The 24958-nt window shown below is 69.0% G+C and carries 20 protein-coding genes; 12 read left to right on the top strand and 8 right to left on the bottom strand.

The window, feature by feature from the left end:
* The first annotated feature begins 33 nt into the window (after window positions 1-33).
* Window positions 34-2298 carry a beta-galactosidase gene (locus tag ABTV68_RS03415; RefSeq protein WP_433676223.1) on the top strand — a complete coding sequence of 755 codons (2265 nt, stop codon included), beginning with the start codon at window positions 34-36 and terminating at the stop codon, window positions 2296-2298.
* 26 nt (window positions 2299-2324) lie between these two features.
* Here the strand turns inward: ABTV68_RS03415 and ABTV68_RS03410 are convergent, their stop codons facing one another.
* Entirely contained in the window at window positions 2325-3296 is a 972-nt protein-coding gene (locus ABTV68_RS03410) for a LacI family DNA-binding transcriptional regulator (protein WP_433676222.1), read from the bottom strand.
* A 103-nt stretch (window positions 3297-3399) separates the two neighbouring features.
* Between ABTV68_RS03410 and galT the strand changes: the two genes are divergently transcribed.
* Together galT and galK are read left to right on the top strand one after the other, a co-directional pair.
* A complete protein-coding gene (galT, locus tag ABTV68_RS03405) occupies window positions 3400-4563 on the top strand; it encodes a galactose-1-phosphate uridylyltransferase (protein ID WP_433676221.1) in 1164 nt (387 codons plus the stop codon).
* A 122-nt stretch (window positions 4564-4685) separates the two neighbouring features.
* The gene (gene galK, locus ABTV68_RS03400) at window positions 4686-5858 is read left to right on the top strand and encodes a galactokinase (protein ID WP_433676220.1); all 1173 of its coding nucleotides are present in this window, start codon (window positions 4686-4688) and stop codon (window positions 5856-5858) included.
* A gap of 142 nt (window positions 5859-6000) precedes the next feature.
* Here galK and ABTV68_RS03395 read toward each other — a convergent pair whose 3' ends face one another.
* The 5 genes from ABTV68_RS03395 to ABTV68_RS03375 all read right to left on the bottom strand — a co-directional run bounded on the left by ABTV68_RS03395 (window position 6001) and on the right by ABTV68_RS03375 (window position 12190).
* The gene (locus tag ABTV68_RS03395; RefSeq protein ID WP_433676219.1) at window positions 6001-8145 is read right to left on the bottom strand and encodes a right-handed parallel beta-helix repeat-containing protein; all 2145 of its coding nucleotides are present in this window, start codon (window positions 8143-8145) and stop codon (window positions 6001-6003) included.
* Window positions 8146-8180: 35 nt separating this feature from the next.
* Window positions 8181-9008, bottom strand: a complete 828-nt coding sequence (locus ABTV68_RS03390) for a carbohydrate ABC transporter permease (protein WP_433676218.1) — start codon at window positions 9006-9008, stop codon at window positions 8181-8183.
* The gene (locus ABTV68_RS03385) at window positions 9008-9964 is read right to left on the bottom strand and encodes a carbohydrate ABC transporter permease (protein WP_433676217.1); all 957 of its coding nucleotides are present in this window, start codon (window positions 9962-9964) and stop codon (window positions 9008-9010) included. Before ABTV68_RS03385 ends, ABTV68_RS03390 begins: the two co-directional genes overlap by 1 nt.
* A gap of 5 nt (window positions 9965-9969) precedes the next feature.
* Window positions 9970-11244, bottom strand: a complete 1275-nt coding sequence (locus ABTV68_RS03380) for an ABC transporter substrate-binding protein (protein ID WP_433676216.1) — start codon at window positions 11242-11244, stop codon at window positions 9970-9972.
* 172 nt (window positions 11245-11416) lie between these two features.
* Entirely contained in the window at window positions 11417-12190 is a 774-nt protein-coding gene (locus tag ABTV68_RS03375) for a FadR/GntR family transcriptional regulator (protein ID WP_433676215.1), read from the bottom strand.
* 109 nt (window positions 12191-12299) lie between these two features.
* On the opposite strand from ABTV68_RS03375, the gene ABTV68_RS03370 reads away from it, so the two are divergent.
* From ABTV68_RS03370 to ABTV68_RS03335, 8 genes are read left to right on the top strand one after another with little or no spacing between them, the layout of a single operon-like run.
* Window positions 12300-13454 carry a mandelate racemase/muconate lactonizing enzyme family protein gene (locus ABTV68_RS03370; RefSeq protein WP_433676214.1) on the top strand — a complete coding sequence of 385 codons (1155 nt, stop codon included), beginning with the start codon at window positions 12300-12302 and terminating at the stop codon, window positions 13452-13454.
* The gene (locus ABTV68_RS03365; protein ID WP_433676213.1) at window positions 13454-14410 is read left to right on the top strand and encodes an MBL fold metallo-hydrolase; all 957 of its coding nucleotides are present in this window, start codon (window positions 13454-13456) and stop codon (window positions 14408-14410) included. Before ABTV68_RS03370 ends, ABTV68_RS03365 begins: the two co-directional genes overlap by 1 nt.
* A gap of 52 nt (window positions 14411-14462) precedes the next feature.
* Entirely contained in the window at window positions 14463-15533 is a 1071-nt protein-coding gene (locus ABTV68_RS03360) for a Gfo/Idh/MocA family protein (RefSeq protein ID WP_433676212.1), read from the top strand.
* Complete coding sequence (locus tag ABTV68_RS03355; RefSeq protein WP_433676211.1) at window positions 15530-16753, top strand: CaiB/BaiF CoA transferase family protein; 1224 nt, start codon at window positions 15530-15532, stop codon at window positions 16751-16753. Before ABTV68_RS03360 ends, ABTV68_RS03355 begins: the two co-directional genes overlap by 4 nt.
* Complete coding sequence (locus ABTV68_RS03350; RefSeq protein ID WP_433676210.1) at window positions 16750-17862, top strand: hypothetical protein; 1113 nt, start codon at window positions 16750-16752, stop codon at window positions 17860-17862. The genes ABTV68_RS03355 and ABTV68_RS03350 overlap by 4 nt, the downstream gene beginning before the upstream one ends.
* Window positions 17859-18626 carry an enoyl-CoA hydratase/isomerase family protein gene (locus ABTV68_RS03345; protein WP_433676209.1) on the top strand — a complete coding sequence of 256 codons (768 nt, stop codon included), beginning with the start codon at window positions 17859-17861 and terminating at the stop codon, window positions 18624-18626. Before ABTV68_RS03350 ends, ABTV68_RS03345 begins: the two co-directional genes overlap by 4 nt.
* Window positions 18627-18658: 32 nt before the next feature.
* Complete coding sequence (locus ABTV68_RS03340) at window positions 18659-19885, top strand: fumarylacetoacetate hydrolase family protein (protein ID WP_433676208.1); 1227 nt, start codon at window positions 18659-18661, stop codon at window positions 19883-19885.
* Entirely contained in the window at window positions 19882-21402 is a 1521-nt protein-coding gene (locus ABTV68_RS03335; RefSeq protein ID WP_433676207.1) for an aldehyde dehydrogenase family protein, read from the top strand. The genes ABTV68_RS03340 and ABTV68_RS03335 overlap by 4 nt, the downstream gene beginning before the upstream one ends.
* 141 nt (window positions 21403-21543) lie before the next feature.
* Here the strand turns inward: ABTV68_RS03335 and ABTV68_RS03330 are convergent, their stop codons facing one another.
* Window positions 21544-23784 carry a beta-glucosidase family protein gene (locus tag ABTV68_RS03330; protein ID WP_433676206.1) on the bottom strand — a complete coding sequence of 747 codons (2241 nt, stop codon included), beginning with the start codon at window positions 23782-23784 and terminating at the stop codon, window positions 21544-21546.
* Window positions 23785-23882: 98 nt separating this feature from the next.
* Here ABTV68_RS03330 and ABTV68_RS03325 point away from each other — a divergent pair, with 98 nt between their 5' ends.
* A complete protein-coding gene (locus ABTV68_RS03325; RefSeq protein ID WP_433676205.1) occupies window positions 23883-24494 on the top strand; it encodes a TetR/AcrR family transcriptional regulator in 612 nt (203 codons plus the stop codon).
* Window positions 24495-24630: 136 nt separating this feature from the next.
* On the opposite strand, the gene ABTV68_RS03320 is transcribed toward ABTV68_RS03325, so the two are convergent.
* Window positions 24631-24957 (bottom strand): hypothetical protein, encoded by a 327-nt coding sequence (locus ABTV68_RS03320; protein WP_433676204.1) that lies wholly within the window; start codon window positions 24955-24957, stop codon window positions 24631-24633.
* Window position 24958 lies beyond the last annotated feature (1 nt).

Raw genomic sequence — 24958 nt, 5'->3', positions numbered from 1 at the left:
ACTCCCCCACACCGAACCAACCGGAGCCCCCCGATGAACCCGCACTCCGCGACCGTCCCGACCTGGCCGAACCCACCGCGGCGCGCGAGTCTGCCGGCCCCGGGTGAGGAGGCGCTGGGGATCGTGGTCACGGACCGGGCTGTCCTCCGTGACGGGCGGGGCATCGTGCCGGTGTCGGGTGAGCTGCACTACTCCCGCGTGCCTCGCGCGCGGTGGCGCGAGCGGCTCGAGCGGATGCGCGCGAACGGCATCACTCTGGTGTCCACCTACGTGATCTGGGCGCACCATGTGCTGCCCGACGGAAGAACCGATTTCACGGGCGATCGTGATGTCGCGGCCTTCATCGACGAAGCACACCGCGCTGGTCTGGGCGTGGTGCTGCGCATCGGCCCGTGGGCACATGGCGAGGTGCGGAACGGGGGCTTCCCCGACGCCGTGCAGGCGCTGCCAGTGGCGCACCGCACCGACGCCCCGGCGTATCTGGCGGTGGTGCGTCCATGGTTCGAGCGAATCGGTGAGGAGGTCGCGCGGTCCGCTCATGCCTCGGATGCGATCTGGGCCATTCAGGTGGAGAACGAGCTGTACGACCAGCCCGCGCACCTCAGCACGCTGCAGCGAATGGCACGCGAATCGGGGCTGCACGCGCCGCTGTGGACGGCGACCGCCTGGGGCGGCGCGGAACTGCCGGAGACGGGGGTCATGCCGCTGTTCGGCGGCTACGCGGACGGGTTCTGGGTGGATCCGCAGGAGGACTGGCATCCCAGCTTCCGTCAGCACTTCGTTCCCTCGCACGAGTGGGATGACCCGGGCACCGGGGCCGATGTGCGAGCCGCTCTCGGCACTGGAGACACCGTATCGGGCACGCGCCTGCTCGGATTCCCGCCCGCCACGTGTGAGCTCGGCGGCGGAATGGCGACGGCCTACCATCGTCGACCGGTGCCCACCGGCGCCGATATCGCCGCGGTTGCGCACATCAAGATCGGCAACGGATCGGCCTGGCAGGGGTACTACATGTTTGTCGGCGGACGGAACCCGCGACCAGGGTTGGGCGAATCACACGCCACCGGCTATCCCAACGATGTGCCCGACCTCAGCTACGACTTCCACGCTCCGATCGGACAGGCCGGCACAGTGGGCGGCGCGCTCGCTCCGCTGCGGGTGCAGCACGCGTTTCTGCAGGCGTTCGGCGACCGCCTCGCGCAGCTGCCTTCGGCGCTGCCCGACGCCGGCGCCCCCGATCCCGACGACCTGCGGACACTGCGCTGGGCGGCGCGCCTCGCGGCGGATCCCGATCCGACCGGCTTCGTTCTGGTGTCGCACCACCGCGCTCACGAGCAGGTGAAGCCCGTGAGCGACGTTCGATTCACGCTGCATGGCGGCACGGATCTCGTGTTCCCGGACGCTCCGATCACGATCGCGCCGGGCACCCTCGCCTGCTTCCCGGTGAATCTCGACTGGGGTGATGCCCGGCTGTCATGGGCGACCGCATCGACCGTAACGCTGTTGGATGGCGACAGATCCACGCTGGTGCTCGCGTCGATCGATGGCGTGCCGCCGCGCGCCGAGATCGCGGGGTCAGTGACGCCGCTGCCGCTCGGCACGACGCGTGTTGGCGAGACCGCCGACATCCTGGTCCTCCCCGCGTCCGTCCACGATCAGATCTGGGTCATCGAGCACGCCGGCAACCGCACGCTGTTCCTCACCGACGGCGAACTGCGCGCGGAGGGGTCGGGGACCGTCCTGGTCCGCGGCGCGACGTTCACGCAGATGTATGACCCCGCCGCCGAGGACTTCGTGCCGGTAGGTCCGGGCGAGCCACGTGACACGAGCGAGCAGAACACACCCGCGGCGACCGGGATCATCGCCCATACGATTCGTCCAGCCGGAGATCCCCCCGCCGACTACGGCTTCCGAGAGGGTCGTCACAGCGCGCCGACCGACCGGGACTACGACGCCTTCGCGATGCGCATCGTCCTCGACCTGCCGGAGCAACCCGACGCTGCGGACACCGTCCTGTCCATCGATTGGCAGGGCGATGCCGCTCGCCTGCGCTGCGACGGCGAGATCATCGATGATCGCTTCTGGGATGGCAGCACGTGGCATGTGTCGCTGTCCGATCTGGCACCGGGCGCCCGCGAACTCCTGCTCGAAGTGCTTCCTCTCTCCCCGCGTTCGACGGTGGGGCTGCCGGCCGCGGCCGCCCAGGTCCAGCGCGGTTCGACGGTTCCTCTCGCTCGCGTTATCGATGTCCGGATCCGCGACCTCGGCCCCTGGATTCCCCTCCCACGGTTGTCCTGAATCGCGGACCGTGGGGCGGTGCCGGGTCAGTCCGCGGCGGAGCTCGCACGCTGCACGAGGCGCGCGGGAATCACACGATGCACGTCCGTGTCGGACAGCGCCAGGCCGATCGCGGCCGCCGCGAGGCCGGCGAAGTCCTGCTCGACGGTGGTGAGCGGGGGCCAGAAGTTCGCGGCGTCGGAGATGCCGTCGAAGCCGGCCACCGCCACATCGGCGGGGATCGTGCGCCCGGCCGCGTGCAGCGCGTTCATCGCCCCGAGCGCCATCTGATCGTTCGCGCAGAACACCGCTCGCACCTCGGGTTGGCGGGCGAGTTCGGCACCGAGACGTCTTCCGGCTTCGGCGGTCCAGTCACCTCGAAGCGGATCGGGCGCTCCCAGACCGGCCGCCTCGTGTGCACGCCGCCATCCCTGCTCCCGCGCCTGTGCCGCGAACGAATCCACGGGCCCCGCGATGTGATGCACCGGGAACCCGCGCGCGATCAGGTGCGACGTCAGCTCGAACGCCGCACGCTCGTGATCGGAGCGGACCGTGGGATACGAGATGTCAGCGGGCGCATCGACCAGCACCAGACGGATCGGCGCGCCCACCACATCCGCGATGTACCGCGTCGCCTCGTTGACGATCACCGCTGCGTCGACGCCCTGCTCCGCGAGCCGGTCCACCGCGTCCGCGAGCGCCACGTTCTCCCCGAGGGACACCAGCGCGATCGAGTATCCCTCGCGCTCGGCCGCGGCGGCCACCGCCTGCAGCATCAGCGAGTTGCCGACGGTCTCCAGCGTCGCGACGACCACACCGAGCACCTCGGACCGACCGGTGCGCAGCGCGCGGGCAGCACGATGCGGGCGATAGCCGAGCTCCGCGAGCGCGCGCTCCACCCGCAGACGCGTGTCGGGGCTGACGTTGTCGTGACCGTTGATCACACGCGACACGGTCTGCCCGGAAACGCCGGCCAGCGCGGCCACGTCGCTCATCGCGGGACGGCGTGCGGAAGTCATGCCTCACATGGTGCCACAGCTGCGGCCTGACGGGCATGTTGACGTCAACATCGTTCGCTGATTATGCTGACGCACGGGCCGAGACCCGGGAGAGGAACGTGGCATGAACGTCGAGCAGCAGGTGAGCACACTCGGTGCCGGAGTGACCAAGCGCAGCACGCGTCTGGCCGACGGTCGCGAGCTCATGTACTTCGACGACGTGGACACCACACTGCCGGCCGAACGAGCCGTCGATGCCCGCGCCCTCGACCCGCGACCCGCCACCGCCACCATGCGCCAGGACGTGCTCACCGGAGAATGGGTGTCCATCGCCGCGGCGCGCCAGAACCGCGCGATGATGCCGCCGGCCGAACTCGACCCCCTCGCCCCGCAGACGCCCACCAACCCGTCCGAGGTGCCGTCGCGCTACGACGTGGCGGTGTTCGAGAACAAGTCGCCGTCGTTCGGTCCGGAACTCGCTGCGGCCGTCGGTGCCGCGCCGGCCGCGGAGGACGCGCCGCGTGGGCTCGACGATCTCAGCGAGCTGGGGCTCGGACGCACCCGCACGTCGGTCGGCCGCTGCGAGGTGGTCTGCTTCAGCCCGGAGCATGCCGGCTCGTTCGGATCTCAGACTCCCTCCCGGGCGCGCACGATCATCGAAGCCTGGGCCGACCGCACCGCGGCACTTTCAGCACTGCCGGGCGTGGAGCAGGTGTTCGTTTTCGAGAACCGGGGCGCGGCCATCGGCGTCACCCTCCCGCACCCGCACGGACAGATCTACTCGTACCCGTACATCACCCCCCGCACCACTCGACTGCTGGAGTCGATCGAGCAGCTGGGTGACGCCCTGTTCGATCGCATCCTCGAGTTCGAGCAAGCGGGTCCGCGGGTGGTGCTGCAGGGCGAGCACTGGACGGCCTTCGTGCCGTTCGCCGCACGCTGGCCCATCGAGATCCACATGGTCCCGCACCGCCACGTCGCCGACTTCGCCGAGACCGACGAGGCGCAGCGCGCAGAGCTCTCGCACCTCTACCTGCGACTGCTGCGGGGCGTCGATGCCATCTACGAAGACCCCACGCCGTACATCGCCGCCTGGCACGCCGCACCGGTGAACCGCGCGCGCACCGGGGCGCGCCTGCACCTGCAGCTGACCAGCCCGCGCCGCGGTGCGGACAAGCTCAAGTTCCTCGCCGGAAGCGAGGCCGCGATGGGCGCGTGGATCGGCGATGTTCCGCCGGAGGCCGCCGCGGAGCGCATCCGCGCCGCCATCGAGTCCGTCACGGTCTGAACCAGAACACGTCGTAGCGGTAGGCCACCACTGCTCGCGACCTATTTCCACGCCCACCAGCGACACCGACACAAGCACAGACCACCCGGCGACGACGCCGTCCAGAAGTAAGAGAGAGACCCGTGAGCGACACCACAGCCCGCGACCTGTTCCGCACCGCGTACAACGCCGAGCCCACCGCCGTGTACTCGGCACCCGGCCGCGCCAACCTCATCGGCGAGCACACCGACTACAACGACGGGTTCGTGCTGCCGTTCGCGATCCCCGCGCGCACGTTCGCCGCCGTGGCGCCTCGGGAGGACGATCGCCTCCGCGTGATCTCCTCGTTCTCCTCGGAGCCGGTCGAGGTCGCCCTCACGGATCTGGACTCGCTGTTCCCGAGCGACGGCGAGCCCGCGGTGCCCACCTGGGCCGCCTACCCGCTCGGTGTGGCCTGGGCGCTGCGTGCGGCGTTCCCCGAGGCTCCCGCGATCGGCCTCGACTTCGCCTTCGACTCCGACGTTCCGGTCGGCGCGGGCCTGTCATCGTCCGCGGCGCTCGAGGGTGCGACGGCCACGGCGATGAATGAGATCTGGGGCCTCGGGGCCGACGCCACCGTGCTCGCTGTGGCCGGTCGTAAGGCCGAGAACGAGGCGGTCGGCGCACCCACGGGAATCATGGACCAGATGTCGGTGATGCACGGGCGCGCGGATGCCGCGACCTTCCTGGACTGCCGCACGCTCGACGTCCAGTCGGTGCCGGTGGGGTTCCAGGCGGCGGGACTCGAGATCCTCGTGATCGACACCCGCACCTCCCACGAGCACGCCACGGGCGGCTACCGTGCGCGGCGTGAATCCTGCGAGCTCGGCGCACGCGAGATGGGCGTCCCCGCGCTCCGCGATCTCGCGGTGTCCGACCTCGCCGCAGCACAGGAGAAGCTCGACGACATCACCTTCCGCCGCGTGCGCCACATCGTCACCGAGAACCAGCGCGTGTTGGACACCGTCCGCACCGTCCGCGAGCAGGGTCCCGGAGCGATCGGAGACCTGCTCGTCGCGTCCCACGTCTCGATGCGCGACGACTTCGAGATCTCGACCCCCGAGCTCGATCTGGCGGTGGACGCGAGCCTGGCAGCCGGGGCGATCGGCGCCCGCATGACGGGCGGCGGGTTCGGCGGTGCGGCCATCGCGCTGGTGCGCATCGACGACGCCGCCGCGGTGGAGTCCGCCGTGCGCGAAGCGTTCGCCGACGCGGGCTTCACGGAGCCGGCGATCTTCCCGATCGTCCCGTCCGAGGGCCCCCGCCGCGACGTCTGAACCGGGCGCGAGGGAGGGACACGGTCCGCCACTCGTTCCCCGCGACGCCTGAGGGTTCACGGTGACCTCGCCACCGAGCGGTCGCTCGTCCCCGGCCCGCCCGCGCTCACCCGCCGCACGTTGTCGGTCCGGCGGGTCAGGGTCAGCCCTGCGTGGGCGGGAACGGGTCCGGCAGGGTCGGCGCGGCGAGGGGATGACGGCGCTCGCCGATCGCGCGAGGACCCGCATCGCTGACGTCCGGAACGCGGATGCCGAGCCCCGCCGCGGGCGACCCCTCGCGCACGCGGAAGTCGCGAGCCGCGGCGTCGACGAACAGCGGATCGGCCGTGACCGAATGTCGGTCGTGACCGCGGCGCTCCCACTCCTCGTCCAGCCGCTCGACGATCTCGAAGCCCACCGAACCGTCCTCCTGCGTTGCGCGCTCCGCGTTCGCCGCACGCGCGGCGCCCGGGAGAGGCGCCTCATCCCAGAACAGGTTGAGGTCGCTGTCGATGCGGAAGTTGCGGATGTCGCGGTGATCGGGATAGCCGACGAAAGCGGGCATCCCGTTCCCGACCACGAGGTTGCGATGGAACGTGAATGAGACGTGCTCCTCGGGCCGGGTGATCGACACCTGACCGTTGCGCCCGTACGCCCACACGTTGTCGCGGATCATCACCTCGCGGCCGTAGTGCTGGTGGTACGCCTGGCTGGATACATCGTGCACGACGTTCTGTTCGATCACCACGTGTGACGAACCCTCGTCGAGATAGATGCCCCAGCCGCCGTAGTTGGCACATTCGACGTCGTGGATGTGGTTGCCACGCACGACCGTGCCCGGAGCGATCCCGAGCAGATACACGCCACCCATGTCGTTCAGCAGACCACCGCCGAGATGGTGGATGTGGTTGCCCTCGATGCGGTTGCCCTCCGACGGGCTGTGCAGGTAATCCCACATCCACCCCACGGAGATCCCCGAGTATCGGAAGTCTCGGATCTCGTTGTGCGCGATCACGTTGTGCGAGCCGTGCTGGAACAGCACGGCCACGGCGTTCGGATACACCTGGCCGCCACGCTCGATGACGCAGTCGGACACCTCATTGGCCTGGTTGTAGTCAGCACTGAGCGCGTCGATGCCGCCGCCGCTGCGCACCGCTCCGGCACCGAGGTCACGGAACTCGACACCGCTGATGAGGACACCGCGAGTGCCCGCACCGAGACTCACTCCGTATCCCCCGACCCGCTCGACGGCACCGCCCACGAGAGCGCACGAGCGCGCATGCTCGAAGCGGATCGCCGCGGGCACGGTGCTGGCTGCCTGCACATCGGAGGCGTAGCGCCCGTCGGCGGGAAGCTGTGGGTCCTCCCGCACGCCGAACGGTGCGACTGCCGCCGGCACTTCGGCGAAGTCCGCCTCCACGAACCGCACTCCCTCGAATCGCACTTCGCGCACCGGCAGCTCCGCCGTTCCCGCCAGGACCACAAACGAGTCGACGACGGGCATGCGCACGTTCAGTCCGTGGATGTCCACTCCCGGCTCCGGCAGATACAGCACCTGAGCGCTGTCGGCACCGACGAGTTCGCCGGTGGGGTCGAGGTACCACTCCCCCGCCACTTCGCCGAAGCTCTCCGCCACGTTGTCCAGGTAGTAGCGCGCGAACAGCGCCGCCGCGTCGTCGCGGAGCGCGAAGATGCTGCGCAGCGAGCTGGTGATGGTGCGGGCATCGCGATCGATGGTCTCGATCGGCATCCGCTCCTGCACCCAGTAGTGCGGGACCACGACCTCGACAGCGTCGGGCTGCGCGAGGTCCGGGATGTCACCCTCGGAGAAGCGGAATGACGCGGCACCGTCGAACAGGGTGCCGACGAAGCTGCCCGCCGGGTTCAGCCCCTCCTGCTCGGCCACGCGCAGGAAGCCCGTGCGCGGATGACGGGGGCGAGCAACGGCGACGCCGTCGACGTAGAGTCGCCGGCCGGCAGAGCGCGGCGCGGGCGCGGCGAAGGCCTCCACGCCGTTCACGGGAACGCGGCGCCAGCCGGCGATCCGCGCGGCACCACGCAGTACCGGCGGATCGTCGGGATCGGCGGCGACCACCGAGGTGAACGAGTCGGCAGCGGTGAAGACGACGGGGGCGGTGTGCTCGTAATCGCCTCCCGCCATCCAGATCACGGCCCGTTGGCCCGGCTCCCGACGACGACGCACGAGCGCCAGCGCGTGCGCGAGATCGTTGGTCGGGTATCCCCGCGATCCGTCGGCGTACGGCGAGCCGTCGGGTGCCACATGCACTTCGATCCGGTCGGTGCTCACTCCTGCTCCTTCACAGTTCTCGCGATGCCGGTTTCTCAGCCCTTGGTCGCACCGGCGGTCACACCGGCAGAGATCTGACGCTGGAAGACGAGATAGACGACGATGATCGGCAGCACCGCGAGCAGAACGCCCGCGATGTAGGTGGGGACGTTGTCAGGGTACTGACCCCGCAGCGCACTCACCCCCACCATGACCGTACGGTTCTGGGGCGACTGCATGATCAGCAGCGCGATGAGGATGTCGTTCCATACGAAGAGCGCGTTGAGGATGCCCATGGAGATGAGCGCGGGCTTGCCGACGGGGATCATGATCCGCCACCACACCCCGAACAGGCCGTTTCCATCCACCCGAGCCGCCTCGGTGAGCTCCTTCGGGATCCCCGAGTAGTAGGAGGTCATGAAGAAGACGGTGAACGGCAGGAACTGCGCGACGTAGGCGGCGATGAGGCCGGGGAAGGTGTTGATCAGTCCCATGTCGCTCAGCACCTTGATGGTGGGAACCATGATCACCTGGAACGGGATCATCATCATCGCCAGGATCACCAAGAACGACAGTCGGCTGCCACGGAAGGTGAGGTGGCTGAGCGCGTAGCCGCACATCGAGGCCAGCACAAGCAGCAGCGCCACCGAGAACACCGTCACGATGATGGTGTTGAGGAAGTACCGCCCCATGTCGGCGTTCGTCCATGCGTCGATGTAGTTCTGGATGTTGAACGTCTGGGTGAAGCCGAGACGATCCAGCACGTAGTCCTTGCGCGTCTTCAGCGAGATGTTCAGCGCGTAGAGCATCGGATAGATGGTGGCGACGGCCAGCAGCATCATGGGCACGGCGATGATCCACCGCGCGGCGCGTTCCCTGCGCATCAGGCCTCCTTGGTGGCGCGGCGGAGCACGCGGATCTGGATCAGACCGATCACCAGCACGATCAGCAGGAGGAACACCGACGCCGCCGAGGCGAGAGCCGGTCGGGCTTCGCCGTTGAGCTTCCAGATGAGGAACTCCGGCAGGTAGCTGGCCGCTCCCGGTCCGCCCGCCGTCATCGTGTAGAGGAGACCGAACAGCCCGGTGAGCATTCCGATCGTGGTGGTGACGAAGACGAACTGGATGGTCTGACTCAGTCCCGGGATGATCACGTGCACGATCTGCTGACGGAGGTTCGCGCCGTCGATCTTCGCCGCGTCCAGGAGTTCGGAGTCCAGGGTGGCGAAGCCGGCGAGGAAGATCGTGAACGCCATGCCGAAGGTCGCCCAGATGTGCACGACCAAGACGGAGGGAAGCGCGGTCCCGGGAAGACCGAGCCAGTCGACCCCCGCAAGACCGACCGTGCCGACGGCGGCATTCAGCGGCCCATTGGCGGCGAGCAGGATGTTGAAGATGGCACCGATGATGATCGGCGAGAGCACCACCGGCAGGAAGTAGACGCTGCGGTAGAAGCGGTGCCCCGGGATGCGCAGGAAGACGAAGGTCGCGAGGATGCCGGCGACGAACACCTGGATCGGCACGAACAGCAGAACCACGAGGACGTTGCGCGCGGCCGCCTGGAACCGCTGATCTCCGAGCAGTGTCACGTAGTTGTCGAACCCGATGAACTGTCCGTTGAGCTCCTTGTCGCCGGTGAAGGAGTAGTTCACGCCGAGCAGCAGCGGGTACAGGCGGAAGATCACGAGGATGAGGATGACCGGCAGCACCATCAGATACGGCGCGATGCGTTCACTCGTCCACGGCTTCTTGCGAAGCGGGAGGCCGGCGTCAGCCCGGCCGCGGCCCGGAGCCTTGTTCGCGAGAACAACGCTCCGGGTCGAGGTGGTGTCGGTGGTCACCGCGATCAGCCCTCCGAGGCCGCCAGCTGGGAGGCGGCGTCTGCGACGGTGACCTCACCGCCGAGCAGCTGCTGGCCCAGGCGGTGCAGCAGGTCCAGCGTCTCGCCCTCAAGCGCGGTGTGCAGCAGCGGCTTGCTGCCGCCGAGCTCGGCCACGATGTCGTTGGCGGAGGCGATGTCGGTGTCGAGTTCGATGGTGGTGTCGGACGTGATCTGCCCACCCGCCAGCGAGTACGCCGCCAGCGCATCGTGATCGACGGTGGCGCGGATCCAGTCGGTGCCGAGCTCCTTCTTGTCGGCGTTCAGCACGGCGTAGCCGATGCCGCCCTCAGCGGGCAGGCCCAGGGTCGTGCCGCTGTTGACCGTGACCGGCATCATGAAGCCGAGGTCGGCACCGAGGAACTCGTCGAACTGCTTCCAGTGCGCGGTCCCACTCATCAGACCGATCACCATGGCCGACTTCCCGGCCGAGAACAGGTCGAACGAGTCGTTGAACATGGCGGTGGAGTTCGCACCGTCGTTGTACCAGCCGGCCTTCGCCGAATCGGCCCACATCTGCAGCACCTGGGTGGCGTGCTCGCTGGTCCAGTCGCGCGTGCCGTCGATCCAGTCGTCGTACTCCTCCGGCGTGAAGACCCCGGAGCCGAAGCCGGAGAGGAAGAACTCGATGCCGAGGCCCTCCTTGTTGCCGAGGGCGAAACATGAGGCATCGGTCTTGTCGACGATCGCGGTGCAGGCGGCGGTCAGCTCATCCCAGTTCTTCGGCGGGTTGTCCGCGTCCAGGCCTGCGGCCGTGAACAGCGCCTTGTTGTAGTAGATCGGGAAGCCCTGCAGGAACATCGGCGCCGAATACGTCTCGCCGTCGGCTTGGAACGCCGGCCAGCCGGCGAGCGTGTCCTGCAGGTCGGCGAGTTCGGCGGTGACGGGAACGAGCGAGGAGACCCGGCTCTTCAGCTGCGTGCCGCCGTTGAACAGGGCGACGTCCGGACCGGTGCCCGCCTCCATCGCGCTGCCGAGCAGCGTGTAGTACTGATCGAACGGCTGGTTGACGATCTCGACCTCGACGTCGGGGTGCGTCTTCGCGAAGGCGGCCTTCACGTCGTCCGTGTACGCCGCGGCCGCCTCATCGGCGTCGCCCCAGTTCCACACGGTGAGCTTGTCGCCGGCGCCTCCCGCTCCCCCTGTTGCTGCGGTGGAGCCCGACGGCGAGGCGCCGCCGCACCCCGTGAGAACGAGTGCGGCCGCGCCGATCAGGGCGGTGATGGCGATTGTTCGCTTCATTGCGATCCTCTCAACGGTGATGGGATGTGCTGCAGACCTGGTGCAGGAGGCCTCGCCGATGAAACATACTACGTCTTACGACATATCTCAACAAACATCACATGACTGATGTCAGGACGCACCCGCGCGGGCGCACGTCGAAGCACCCTGCCTCGGGGGCGGCCGGGCCGGCTCAGGCCTGACGGTCCGACGGAAGCCGCCGCCGCGACCATGAGCCCAGGATGTGCTCACTCATCGCGACACGTGCAGCCTCGGGATCACCACTGGTGATCGCCTCGACGATGCGCTCGTGCTCGGCCAGGGTGAGCTCGAACGCATGTGCGGGATCCACGCCGGTGAACCGATCGCTGCCGACGGCATGGCGGATCAGCACGCGCGCGATGTTCTCGGCGAGAGCGTTGCCGGACAGCTCCATCACGGCGATATGGAACTGCACGTCGGCGTCGCGGAAGCCGGCGGAGTCGTCCAGCCGGTCAGCCATCAGGGCGAGACCCTCCGCGAGACGCCGACGCGCTTCATCGTCTACCGCTGCAGCCGCAGCCGCCGCCATCGCGGCCTCCAGAGCAGCGCGCACGACACTGAGGTCATCGAGGACACCCAGGGTGGAGTCGTTGCCGATCATCGCCGAGAGCACCAGGGGATCCAGCACGTTCCACGATGTGGCGGGATTGACGTTCGTGCCGCGACCCTGCGCGACGGTCACCATGCCCTTCTCCTGCAACCGCTTCATGGTCTCGCGGATGACCGTGCGACTCACGCCGAATTGCGCGCTGATCACGCTCTCGGGCGGCAGGAGATCCCCGGGCGCGAACTCACCGGAGACGATCGACTGCACCAGCTCCTTGAGCACGGTGACCCCGATCCTGTCGATCGGCGCGCGCCCCCGCGCTTGCGTCGGTGCCACATCCGCGACGGGATCGTCGCGGTGCTGTGCGGATGCTGTCATGCCAGCCACTCTATTGACCTCGGTCTTGCGCTCTTCGCCGACACTCGCGAAAGGGCAGACATATGATGTATGGTGTTTCCGTTTCCGATCTCTCACACTCAAGGGCGACATGAAGATCACCGGCTATCGCACACTGCGCACCGTTCACGACTGGGGTCGCCCGGTCGGCGACGTCAACGGATTCATCGCATCCGGAGTGACCGACGTGCCCATCGTCATCCTGGAGACGGACGCCGGGGTGGAGGGCGTCGGCATGGGGTCGCACGCCGACCTCGAGCGCCTGTTCCCGGCGCTCGACGGGCAGGATCCACGCGCCACGGCGACGCTCTACGACGCCATGCTCGCCCGCGTCTTCAAGTCCTCGCACGGCGGCGCCACCTTCGGCGGCATCGGAGCGCTGGACACCGCGCTGTGGGACATCAAGGCGAAGCTCGCCGGCGAGCCGCTCTGGCGTCTGCTCGGTGCCGGGGACCGCTTCGTGCCGGGCTACGCATCGGGGCTCGACGCCGCCCTGAGCGATGAGGATCTCGCGACCCTGTACGCCGGATTCGTCGAACGCGGGTTCTCGGCGGCGAAGTTGAAGGGCGGCCGCAACCTCGCGGCGGATCGACGGCGCTTTGGGATCCTGTCCGATCTCTTCTCCTCCGCGGGCACCACTGCGGCACTCATGCTGGACGCCAACGAGTCGTGGAATCTCAAGCAGGCCGTTCGGCACGTGCGCGCGCTTGAGGAGAGCATCGATCTGACCTGGGTGGAGGAGCCGCTGCGCCGCTGGGATGCCACGGGTCACGCCCGCCTCAGCGGTGCCATCCGGGCGTCGGTGGCCACCGGCGAGAACCTCACCGGTCTCGAGCAGTACCGCCCGCTGCTGGATGCCGGCGGTGCGGACATCGTCCAGGCCGGCGCCGTGTGGGGGATCACGCACTTCCTACGCGTAGCTGTCACCGCGCACAGTCGAGACCTGCCCGTGAGCCCCGTAGGCCTCACGGCGAACCACGCCGTCACGGCGGCGGCGGCCGCCGTGCCGAACCACCTGTCCGCGGAGGTGCAGGACCTCGGCGCTCCGTTCGGCCTCACTCTCGACCAGGAGTTCCAGGACGGCGGTGTGGTGCTCGGGGATCGCCCCGGCGTCGGCATCGAGGTCGACGAGGCCGCGATCAGCCGCGCGCGCGCCGACGGCGACTGGCAGGAGCCCGCGGGCCCCCATGTCCGATCGCCACGGGCGGGACTCCGCCTGGTCGATACCGGATCCTGGGAGCAGTGATGCAGATCCGCCCCGGAATCCACCGCATCGAGGCGCCGCTGGGTGAGCGCTTCATCGCGATGTACCTGCTCACCGGCCCCGCCGGAGCGCTCCTGTTCGACACCGGCATCGCCGGTTCCGTGCCGGGGACGCTCCTGCCCTACCTCGAACGAATCGGATTCGATCCGGCGGGCATCCGCTGGGTGATCAGTTCGCACTGCGACTTCGATCACACCGGCGGCAACGCCGCTTTCGGCGCCGTCGCACCGCACGCGCAGTTCCTCGCCGGTCGTGCGGATGTGACGATGACCGAGGACGTAGAGGAGCTGATCTCCGGCCGCTACGGGGAGTTCGCCGACCGCGACGGTTTCACCGATCCGCCCGAGACCACCGCGGAGGTGCGCGCCAGCACCGGACTCGTGCCGGTGGACCGCGCCCTCGACGGCGGCGAGCGCATCGATCTCGGCGACCGCACCATCGAGGTGGTCGCCGCACCGGGCCACTCGCCCGGCCATCTGGCGCTGTGGGATGGCGCCAACGACACCCTGCTGATCTCCGACGCTGTGCTCGGCGAGACGGTTCCCACCGCCGACGGACGTCCCGCCTTCCCACCCACCTACCGTGACACGATCGCCTACGTCGACACCATCGCCCGCCTCCGCGAGCGCGATGCTGAACTCCTCCTCACCGCGCACTATCCGGTATACGAGGGATCCGCGGTGGATGACTTCCTGGCGCAGTCCCTGGCTTACACCGAGCGCATCGACACCGTGATCGAGCGTGAGCTGACCGGCGCGGGCGAGCTCACCAGCCTCGAGCTCATCCACCGCTGCGCGAGCGACCTCGGCAGCTGGGCTCTGCCGGCTGCCGAGTACCTGATCTTCCCGATGACGGGGAACCTGGAGCGCTTCGTCGCCGCCGGCCGCGTCGTCGAGGGTGTGCGCGATGGCGTGCGGACGTGGCGGTGGGTGGGATGAGTCGCGTGAAATTGGGCACCGTGTGGATCCCGGGAGCACGGAGGTGGGTGCGATGAGTCGCGTGAAACTCGGTGCGATCGGTGCCGGATGGTGGGCGACGAGCAACCATTTCCCCCTGTTCGCAGCGCGTGAGGACGTCGAGCTGGTCGGCGTCTGCGGACGGGGGCCAGGTCTCGAGTCCGTGCGCGACAGGTTCGGTTTCGGGTTCGCGACCGAGGATGCCGATGAGCTCCTGGAAGCAGACATCGATGCCGTGGTGATCTCCACACCCCACGACCTGCACCACCCGCTCGCCGCGCGGGCGCTCGATCGCGGACTCCACGTCCTGTGCGAGAAGCCGATGACCCTCCATGCCGACGAGGCGTGGGATCTCGCGGCGCGCGTCGAGGAGGCGGGGACGGTGTTTCTCGTTCCCTACGGCTGGAACTACAAGCCCTTCACCGTCGCCGCCAAGCGGCTGCTCGATGCCGGAGCGATCGGCGAGATCCAGTTCGCCACGTGTCACATGGCCTCGCCGACCCGCGGGCTCTTCGGCACCGACCCGACCCACATGCTCGAACGCTGGAACTCCGACACCGCTCCGGACCCGAGCACGTGGTCCAGCCCGCAGCACGGCGGCGGCTATGCGCACGGCCAGGTGACGCACTCCTCGGCCCTGCTGTTCTGGCTCACCGGGCTGCGGGCGGCATCCGTGGCCGGACGTGTGAGCACCGCCGGCTCCGCCGTCGATCTGTTCGATGCGGGCGTCATCCGCTTCACGACCGGTGCGCTCGGCTCCCTCTCCGGTGCCGCCACACTCGCCGACGGTGACAAGTACCAGGTCGACATCCGCCTGTTCGGGACCGAGGGCGTGCTGATGATCGACGTCGAACGAGAACGCGTGGAGCTCAGCCGGTACGACGGTCGTCGCGAATCGGTGAGCATCGAACCCGGCGAAGGCGAGTACGAGTGCCTCGTCCCGCCCCATCGCTTCATCGATCTCATCACCGGCCGCAGCACCGAGAACAACTCAGACGTCACCGTCGCCGCCCGTTCGGTGGAGCTGATCGACGCGCTGCTGCGCTCCTCGGCGGCCGACGGTGTGGAGACCTCCGTGGCGGCGACAGAAAGCAGAACAGCATGACTGCATCTTCCTCCCCCAGCGCGCGCGGCGTGCTCGACGGTTACCGGGTGGTCGACTGCTCCATCGCGATGGCGGGGCCCTTCGCCGCGCAGCGTCTGGGTGATCTTGGCGCCGACGTGGTCAAGGTCGAGCCCACCGCCGGAGAGTGGCAGCGCTTCGCCGCCGCCGGCGGGGCCCGCGGCAACGCCATCAACGTGTCGTTCCTCTCCCTGAACCGCAACAAGCGCTCCCTTGCCGTCGACCTCAAATCCGATGCCGGTCGCGAGGTGGTGCGGGAGCTGATCGCGGGAGCAGACGTCTTCCTGCAGAACTACCGCCCCGGCGTGGCGGCGCGACTGGGGCTGGACTACGAAACGCTCGCCGCGATCAACCCATCGCTCGTCTACGTGTCGATGTCCGGCTACGGCGAAGACGGTCCGTATCAGGACCGCCCGGGTCAAGACCTGCTGTTGCAGGCGATGAGCGGAGCCATGCTCTCCGCCGGTCGCGAGGGCGAACCCCCGTCGCCCGCCGGTCAGTACCTCGCAGACGCCATCACCGCCTCCACCGCGTTCGAGGCGGTCCTCGCCGCGCTCCTGCACCGCGAGCGCACCGGCGAAGGACAGCTGGTGACGGTGAACATGCTCGACGCTCTCACCACGCTCCAGATGCAGGAGCTCAGCGTGTACACCGTGGGCGGCGTTCCGCAGCGGCGGGGCGCGGAGCCCAACGCTCACGTGTACATCCGCGCTCCGTACGGTGTGTTCGCGACCGCCGACGGCTACCTCGCCCTCGGGTTCGCGGACCTGCAGAAGCTCGGCGAGATCCTGGGCGAGGATTCCTTCGCCGACATGGATCCCGAGGTGCACGGCTGGACCCATCGCGACGATCTGTACGCCACGGTCGCCCGCCACCTCCGCACCCGGGACACGCAGCACTGGCTGGACACCCTGCTCCCCGCCGGGATGTGGGTGGGGCCGGTGTACGGCTACGAGGATCTCGTCGCCGATCCGCAGATCATCCACAACGGCACATTCGTTGAGTACGACCACCCCACCGAGGGTCGGGTGAAGACGCCGGGCTTCCCGTATCGGTTCGCCAAGACTCCGGCGCGCATCGACCGTGGCGCACCCCTCGTCGGCGAGCACTCCTCCGAGATCCTGGCGGAGCTGGGCATCGAGGCGGACCGGATCCGCGAGCTGCTCGATTCCGGCGTGATCGCGGAGACGAGCGCACCGTGACGGACTTCGTGGGCCTCACCTGGGACCATCCGCGCGGGCGGAACGCCCTGGAGGCGGCGGCCGGAGAGATCGGCGACGGCGACACGCTGCGCTGGGAGGTGCAGTCGCTGGAGGGGTTCGAGTCGGCGCCCATCGACGAACTGGCCCGCGACTACGATCTCCTGGTCCTGGATCATCCGCACCTCGGCGACGCACTCGCCACGGGGAGCCTGCGTCGGCTGAACGACCTCTTTCCCGACGAGATACGGCAGCGTTGGGAAGCGGACGCCGTGGGTCCGAGCATCGACTCCTATCGGTGGGGCGGCGGACTGTGGGCGCTGCCGCTGGATGCCGCGACGCAGGTGTCGGTGCGGCGCCCGTCGCTGGTGCCCACCGCACCGGTGACGTGGGAGGAGGCTCTTGATCTGGCCGATCGCGGACTCGTCGCCACCTCACTCGCGGGGCCCCACGCCTTCCTCTCCTTCTGCTCGATCACGGTGTCCCTCGGTACCGAGGTGCCCGCCGCCGACACGCTGTTCGATCGGGACGTGAGCGAACGGGCGCTGGATCTCCTCACCCGTCTGTCCGCGCACGCTCCGGCCGGCACCGACCGGTTGAATCCGATCGGTCTGCTCGATCGCCTCCATGACCGGGGAGACATCGGATTCATCCCGCTGATCTACGGGTATGTCACCTACAGCTCACCCGATGTCGTATTCGGTCCTCCGCCCACCCGGAACGGACGGATCGGCTCGACGATCGGTGGCACGGGAATCGCCATCACCCGCCGTACGCCGCCCTCGCCCGCTCTGCTGCGCCACCTCGCGGGGCTGCTGTCGCCCGAGACGCAGCGCGGTTTCATCCCCCGCCACGACGGTCAGCCCAGCATGCGGGCGGCGTGGACCGATGCCGGCGTGGACGACGCCGCCCACGGCTTCTATTCCGCGACGCTGTCGACCATCGAATCCTCCTGGGTGCGGCCCCGCGTGCCCGGATACATCCCCTTCCAGAGCCACGCGTCCGCGCTCGTGCGCGCCGCGGTCCGCGGCGACCGCACTCCGGGCGACGCGCTCGATGAGATCGAGGAGCGCTTCGCCGCCCTCCCCACCGCAGAGGAGATCCCCGCATGAGCGAGCTCATCCAGGTCGAGACCACCGGCCACGTCGCCACGATCCGGCTCAATCGTCCCGAGAAGCTCAACGCCGTCACGCAGGCGATGAGCGACGAGCTGGAGAGCATCGTCCGCGAACTCAACGCAGACCCGGCGGTGCGGTGCGTGGTCTACACCGGAACCGGGCGCGCCTTCAGCGCCGGCAGCGACATCGCCACCCTCGACCGTTACGCCACCGCGTGGGAGTTCCGCAACCGACGCGACTACTGCGACGCGCTGCGCGAGCTTCGCAAGCCCGTGATCGCGGCGATCAACGGGTTCGCCTTCGGCGGCGGCCTGGAGGCTGCGTTGACCTGCGACATCCGCATCGCCGCGGACACCGCGAGCTTCGCGGCACCGGAGATCAAGCTCGGCTGGGTCGGCGGCGGCGGGATGTCCGTGCTGTTGGCGGAGTCCCTCGGTGCGAGCAACGCCGCCCTGATGCTGTTGACCGGCGACCCGATCGATGCCCAGTGCGCCCTGGCCTGGGGGCTGGTCAGTGAGGTGGTCCCCGCCGATGCCCTGCTCCCGCGCGCGCAGGAGCTCGCCGCGACCATCGCGCAGCGCCCCCCGATCGCCGCCGAGTCTGCCAAGGCAGACCTCCGCGCGGCGGGGAACCTGCCGCGCGAACAGGCCATCGCTTACGAACGCGAGATGCAGGCCATCGCCTTCGCCACCGCCGACGCCGCAGAGGGACGCGCGGCCTTCGCCGAGAAGCGTCCCGCCGTCTTCCACGGCCGGTGAACGTCGTGATTTCCACAACACAGGAGAGCGTGATGACGACCAGTCCGATCCTTCCCGAAGACGCCGACACCGCACTGCTCATCGGCCGCGCGCAGCTCCCGGAGGGGCCCGCAGTGATCGTCGTGCGCGGAGAAGCGGTGCATGACATCACCAGGGCCTTTCCCACCGTGCGCGACCTCACTGAGTCCGAGGATCCCGTCGCCGCGGTCCGCGCCGCCCCGGGTTCGGCGATCGGCACGCTCTCGGACCTCTGGGCCAACACCGCACCCGATACCCGTGATCCCGGGCGGCCCTGGCTGCTGTCCCCCATCGACCTGCACGTCGTCAAGGCGTCGGGCGTGACCTTCCCGGTGTCGATGCTGGAGCGCATCATCGAAGAGCGGGCTCGTGGCGATGCGGATTCCGCCGACGCGATCCGCGGCGTGATCACGGACGCTCTGGACGGCGATCTGCAGGGGCTCGTTCCCGGATCTCCCGAGGCGGCACGTCTGAAGGACGCACTGATCGAGGCGGGACTGTGGAGTCAGTATCTCGAAGTGGGCATCGGGCCGGACGCCGAGATCTTCTCCAAGGCCCCGGTGCTGGCCACCGTCGGCGGCGGGGCGGATGTGGGCGTGCTCGCGGAATCGCGATGGAACAATCCGGAACCCGAGGTGGTCCTCGTCGTCTCCTCGGCCGGCGTCATCGTGGGCGCGACGCTCGGCAACGACGTGAACCTCCGTGACATCGAGGGTCGATCCGCGCTCCTGCTGGGCCGGGCGAAGGACAACAACGCGTCCGCGGCGGTCGGACCCTTCATCCGCCTCTTCGACGAGAGCTTCGATCTGGACGACGTGCGCGCCGAGTCCGTGTCGCTGTCCATCCACGGCGAGGACGGCTTCGTGCTCGACGCGGTCTCGCACATGTCCCGCATCAGCCGGGACCCGGCCGACCTCGTCCGACAGGCGGCGGGAGCACATCACTCCTACCCGGACGGCTTCGTGCTGTACCTGGGCACGATGTTCGCCCCCACGGACGATCGCGGAGAGGCGGGGCGCGGGTTCACTCACCACCTCGGCGACATCGTGCGCATCGCCTCGCCACGGTTGGGCGCGCTCATCAACCGCGTTCAGCACAGCGAGAGCCTGCCGCCCTGGACCTTCGGCATCGGAGCGCTCATGGCGAACCTCGCCTCCCGCGGACTGCTTGCCGTCAGCGGGCGCGGTGTTCGGACGGACGTTCCGACCGACGATCGAGCAGAAGAGAAGGAGCTCGCATGACGACGTCACTGTTCACCACGGATCCGCGTACCGGACATCGACGTGACACCGGGATCGTCACCACGGATGCGGCGGGTGTGATCGCTGTGACCGCTGCCGCGGCGGCAGCTTTCCCGGCGGTGCGGGGATCGTCGCGGGCGTGGCGCGCCGGGCTGCTGCGAGCGCTCGCCGACGGCCTCGACCGCCATCGCGCCGCGCTCGTCGAGGCCGCGGTGGCGGAGACCGGACTCACCGCGGCGCGACTGGACGGCGAGGTTTCTCGCAGCGCGTTCCAGTTCCGGCTTTTCGCCGACGCGGTGGAGGAGGGCGGCTACGTCGAGGCGATCATCGATAACGCCGGTACGACGGCTCTCGGTCCGGCACCCGATGTGCGGCGCATGCTGGTGCCGATCGGCCCGGTGGCGGTGTTCGGTGCCAGCAACTTCCCCTTCGCGTTCTCCGTCGTCGGCGGAGACACTGCGTCGGCGCTCGCCGGCGGCAACCCCGTCGTCGTGAAGGCGCACAGCTCCCACCTCGTCACGTCCCAGCGATCGTTCGCCGCGCTCGCCGAGGCGGCCGAGCAATACGGTGCACCGGCGGGACTCGTGGGCATCGTGTACGGCCAGCAGGCGGGTGCCCTTCTCGTCGCAGATCCGCGGATCGCGGCGGTCGGCTTCACGGGATCGCTGTCGACGGGCCGGATTCTGCAGGACATCATCGCGGCACGAGAGACGCCGATCCCGTTCTTCGGCGAGCTCTCCAGCGTCAATCCGCTGATCATCACGCCCGGTGCAGTCCGCGAGCGCACCGCGACGATCGCCGCGGGGTTGTTCGGCTCGGTGACCGGTTCCGCAGGTCAGCTCTGCACGAAGCCCGGCATCGCGCTGGTGCCCGCGGGAGAGGCGGGCGACGCGCTCGTGGACGCGATCGTCGCGCTGGCCGAGGCATCCACGCCGCAGACGCTCCTCAACGAACGCATCCACGAGGCGTTCGGCGACATCCGCTCCCGGCTGATGGAGATCGGCGGCGCGCGCCCCCTCGTCGTCTCCCGAACCGGCGGCGACGGTTTCTCCCGCTCGGCCGATGTGCTCGAGATCGACGCGGCAGCGTTCTCGCCCGCTGCGGCGGAGGAGGCGTTCGGACCGCTCGTGGTCATCGTCCGGTACGAGTCAGTCTCGGACGTGCGAGCTGTGCTCGCGGCGATCCCCCACTCTCTGACGGCGACGATCCATTCGGCGCCAGCGGAGGGCGTCCTGCGCCGCGAGCTGACCGACACCGTGCGAGATGTCGCCGGTCGCATCGTCTACGACGGCTTCCCCACCGGCGTCCGGGTGTCGTGGGCCATGCACCACGGTGGCCCGTGGCCCGCGACGAACACGCAGCACACCTCGGTGGGCGTGACCGCGATCCGTCGTTTCCTACGCCCGCTCGCCTGGCAGGACGCCCCCGCCGACGTGCTCCCCGAGGAGCTGCGCGACGGCCCCGCCACCCTCCCCCGCCGTGTCGACGGCACGCTGGTCCTCGCCACTGACGCCTGAGCGAGCGCCCCTCCCCTCCGGTTCCAGAGCGAGCGCAGCGAGACGAAGGGCCTCGGTGACGAACGCACGATGCCAGCCACCAGAAGTGATGACGAGCGTGCGTCGTTCCTGTAGACCCTTCGCCTCAGAGCGGCGTCAGGATCAGGCGTTCGCGGTGGCGATGAGCTGGTGCATCGCCTCGGGGGTCATCGGAGAACCGGGGAAGGCCACCATTCGCGCAAGCGGAAGCGACTGCATCATCGCGAGCATGCCCTCGTCCAGTTCCGTCGGCGCGTCGGAGCCGCCGCCGAGGAATCCGGAGATGGCCTGCTGCACCATTGGCCCGACGACGGGATGTGCCAGCACCTCGCCGAGCGACGAATCGGGCGTGATCGGGATGTTCACCTCATCGGCGGCGATGGTCACCGTCGCGGAACCGCGCAGGTCTCGGCTGGACTCACCCACCGACACCGTGTATTCGCCACCCTCCACGACCCAGCGGTCCACGCGCACGTCCCAGTAGGCCAGATCCGCTCGCGGCACACGCAGTTCGACAGTGGTCGTGGCACCGGCAGCGATCGCCACCGACTGGAATGCCTTCAGCTCACGCGGAGCCCGCTGCACCACGGAGGCGTCGATGGAAGCGTACGCCTGCACCACGGTGCGCCCGTCGCGGCCGCCGGTGTTCGTGACGTCGACGCGGATCGTCAGCGCTTCATCGTCCGCCGTGACCGACACGTCGCCGTAGGCGAACGAGGTGTAGGACAGACCGTGTCCGAACGGGTACGCCACCTCCAGATCCCGCGCGTCGTACCAGCGGTAGCCCACGAGAATGCCCTCGCCGTAGCGGACATGCCCGAACTCCCCGGGGAAGTTCCCGAAAGAGGGGTTGTCCTCCAGCTTCACGGGGATGGTCTCGGTGAGGCGACCGGAGGGGTTGACGGAGCCGAACAGCACCTGGGCCGCGGCGTGACCGCCACCCTGCCCACCCAGCCAGGCTTCCACGATCGCGGGAACCTCGTCGCGGAACGGCAGCGCCACCACCCCGCCGTTGGACAGCACGACGACGACGTTCGGGTTGGCCGCCCGCAGTTCGGCGACGAGTGCCAGCTGGTCCGCGGGCAGGTCGATGTCGGTGCGGTCGTAGCCCTCCGACTCCGCAGCCGCGGGCAGCCCGAGGAACGCGACGACCACATCGGCGTCCGCCGCGATGGCCACAGCCTCGGCACGCAACGCGACAGCGTCGCCGGATCCGTCGAGGGAGAAGCCGGCGGCGTACGTCGCCTCCGGCACGATCGCGCGGATCTCCTCGAGGGCGCGATCGAGACGCGTCGGGTTGATGAGGGAGGAACCGGCACCCTGGTATCGCGGCTGGTCGGCGAACGCGCCGACCACGGCGATGCGCTGCTGTGGGTTCAGCGGCAGGATGTCACCCTCATTGCGCAGCAGAACGATCGAACGTGCCGCCGCCTCGCGAGCGAGGTCGTGATGCGCATCGACGTCCAGCGCGCCCTCGGGCTTGACCACCGTCTGGGATCGACGAATGAGCTCCAGCATGCGCTCGGCGGCGAGGTCCAGCACGGACTCGTCGATGCGGCCCGACTCGATCGCGTCGACGATCTGCGCATCGGTGTGTCCGCCGCTGGCCGGCATCTCCAGGTCGAGTCCGGCGACCAGGGCGGCGACGCGATCGTTCACGGCACCCCAGTCGGAGACGACCAGACCGGTGTAGCCCCACTCCTCGCGCAAGACGCTGGTCAGCAGCCACGGGTCCTCCGAGGCGTAGACGCCGTTGATGCGGTTGTACGAGCACATCACCGTCCACGGCTGCGCCTCGGTGACCACCCGCTGGAAGCCGCGGAGGTAGATCTCCCGCAGGGGGCGGGGATCAACATCGCTCGACGCCCGCATCCGGTCGGTCTCCTGGTTGTTGGCGGCGAAGTGCTTCAGCGACGCCCCGACTCCCTGCGACTGGATACCACGGACCAGCGCCGCGCCCATCACACCGCCGATCAGCGGGTCCTCCGAGAAGTACTCGAAGTTGCGACCGCACAGCGGAGACCGCTTGATGTTCACGCCGGGGCCGAGGATGACGGCGACGTCTTCAAGCGCGGACTCGACACCGAGAGCCACGCCGACGCGCTCCGCGAGTTCCGGGTCCCACGACGAGCCGAGTCCCACCGCCGGCGGGAAGCAGGTCGCGGGCACGCTGTCGCCGAGACCCAGGTGATCGCCTCCGGTGTTCTGCTTGCGCAGCCCGTGCGGGCCGTCGGTGAGCATCAGCGCCGGGACTCCGGCGCGCTCGATCGACTTGGTGGTCCAGAAGTCGGCACCGCTGGTCAGCGATGCCTTCTCGGCGGTGGTGAGGTCGCTGACCTCGGGAAGCTGTCCGGACTCGGTCATGGTGATCCTCTCGTCGATGAGCGTATGGGCCGTGGCGAAAACTTTACGTCATTCGGTTTATGATGGCAATGACCCGCGGCACCTGGCAGACTCGACACATGGCAAAGCGGGGTTCATACGCGAAAGGGATCGCGAAGCGCGAGGAGATCCTCGAGCGCGCGCTCGACGTGATCGCCCGCTCCGGCATGCGCGGTGCGTCGGTCAAGGAGATCGCGGACGCCGTCGGCCTCACGCCTCCGGGGCTCCTGCACTACTTCGAGAGCAAAGAGGAGCTGTTCACCGCGATCCTGCGCAAACGCGACGAGGTGGACGGGCTCGCCTTCACCCTCCCCGACCTCGACTCCGCCGACACCGCGGTCGTCTGGGAGCAGGCCACACAGGCGTACATCGCCGTGATCCGCCACAACGCGTCAGTTCCGGGTCTCGTGGAGCTGTTCTCCCGCCTCGCCGTGGATGCCGCCGACACCGAGCACCCCGCACACGACTACTTCCTGGAGCGCAGCGAACAGCTTCACGACCGTTTCGCGCGGATCGCCGCCGCCGCACAGCGCGCCGGGATCATCACCGACGCGATCCCCGCCGAGTCCTTCGCGCGCATCCTCCACGCAGCGTCCGACGGCCTCCAGCTGCAGTGGCTCACCGACCCCAGCATCGACATGGCGGGCGCCGTCACGGATCTCTTCGCAGCGTTCGCGCCGGCGAAGAGGTGAGGCGCTTCTCTCACCTCGCGCGAGCGCGAGGTACCCACGCGGGTGCCGGCGTTGGCGAATCTTGAGCGATCGCGCTCCGTTGCGCGCAGCAAGTGCTGGCGTCGGGCTGTCGCGAGCGCTCGGGGATCCGTGCCCGCTAGCTGTACCGGCCTTCAGCGCTTTCGATGATCTGCCGCATCAGCTCCACCGAGATCTCCTCGACCTCGCCGTCGGCCCACTCGTGCACGGTGTATCGGACCCTGAGTTCGTCGAGCAGTGCTGCGGTACGCTCCAGCCGTGGAACCACCTGGATGTGATCGTTGCCGAACAGGGGCGCGGAGTAGACGGGCGTGCCGGCGAGGATCGCGTCGCGCAGCTCGACGCTCGAGCGTCCGGTGATCCGGTAGAGCTGCTTCAGCGTGTCGGGCGTGACCCCGGACGGATCGACGATGGTGATCGACAGGGCGTTCTCGGGAGCCGGCATG

The organism is Microbacterium gorillae (genome assembly GCF_050990725.1).
Lineage (GTDB): Bacteria > Actinomycetota > Actinomycetes > Actinomycetales > Microbacteriaceae > Microbacterium > Microbacterium gorillae_A.
This window is presented reverse-complemented; position numbering and strand designations above follow the sequence as displayed.

Excerpts from the sequence above, each read along its gene's own strand:
- ABTV68_RS03415 (WP_433676223.1), top strand. The coding sequence starts at position 34 with ATGAACCCGCACTCCGCGACCGTCCCGACCTGGCCGAACCCACCGCGG.
- ABTV68_RS03410 (WP_433676222.1), bottom strand. The coding sequence starts at position 3,296 with ATGACTTCCGCACGCCGTCCCGCGATGAGCGACGTGGCCGCGCTGGCC.
- galT (WP_433676221.1), top strand. The coding sequence starts at position 3,400 with ATGAACGTCGAGCAGCAGGTGAGCACACTCGGTGCCGGAGTGACCAAG.
- ABTV68_RS03390 (WP_433676218.1), bottom strand. The coding sequence starts at position 9,008 with ATGCGCAGGGAACGCGCCGCGCGGTGGATCATCGCCGTGCCCATGATG.
- ABTV68_RS03380 (WP_433676216.1), bottom strand. The coding sequence starts at position 11,244 with ATGAAGCGAACAATCGCCATCACCGCCCTGATCGGCGCGGCCGCACTC.
- ABTV68_RS03375 (WP_433676215.1), bottom strand. The coding sequence starts at position 12,190 with ATGACAGCATCCGCACAGCACCGCGACGATCCCGTCGCGGATGTGGCA.
- ABTV68_RS03370 (WP_433676214.1), top strand. The coding sequence starts at position 12,300 with ATGAAGATCACCGGCTATCGCACACTGCGCACCGTTCACGACTGGGGT.
- ABTV68_RS03365 (WP_433676213.1), top strand. The coding sequence starts at position 13,454 with ATGCAGATCCGCCCCGGAATCCACCGCATCGAGGCGCCGCTGGGTGAG.
- ABTV68_RS03360 (WP_433676212.1), top strand. The coding sequence starts at position 14,463 with ATGAGTCGCGTGAAACTCGGTGCGATCGGTGCCGGATGGTGGGCGACG.
- ABTV68_RS03355 (WP_433676211.1), top strand. The coding sequence starts at position 15,530 with ATGACTGCATCTTCCTCCCCCAGCGCGCGCGGCGTGCTCGACGGTTAC.
- ABTV68_RS03345 (WP_433676209.1), top strand. The coding sequence starts at position 17,859 with ATGAGCGAGCTCATCCAGGTCGAGACCACCGGCCACGTCGCCACGATC.
- ABTV68_RS03340 (WP_433676208.1), top strand. The coding sequence starts at position 18,659 with ATGACGACCAGTCCGATCCTTCCCGAAGACGCCGACACCGCACTGCTC.
- ABTV68_RS03335 (WP_433676207.1), top strand. The coding sequence starts at position 19,882 with ATGACGACGTCACTGTTCACCACGGATCCGCGTACCGGACATCGACGT.
- ABTV68_RS03330 (WP_433676206.1), bottom strand. The coding sequence starts at position 23,784 with ATGACCGAGTCCGGACAGCTTCCCGAGGTCAGCGACCTCACCACCGCC.
- ABTV68_RS03325 (WP_433676205.1), top strand. The coding sequence starts at position 23,883 with ATGGCAAAGCGGGGTTCATACGCGAAAGGGATCGCGAAGCGCGAGGAG.
- ABTV68_RS03320 (WP_433676204.1), bottom strand. The coding sequence starts at position 24,957 with ATGCCGGCTCCCGAGAACGCCCTGTCGATCACCATCGTCGATCCGTCC.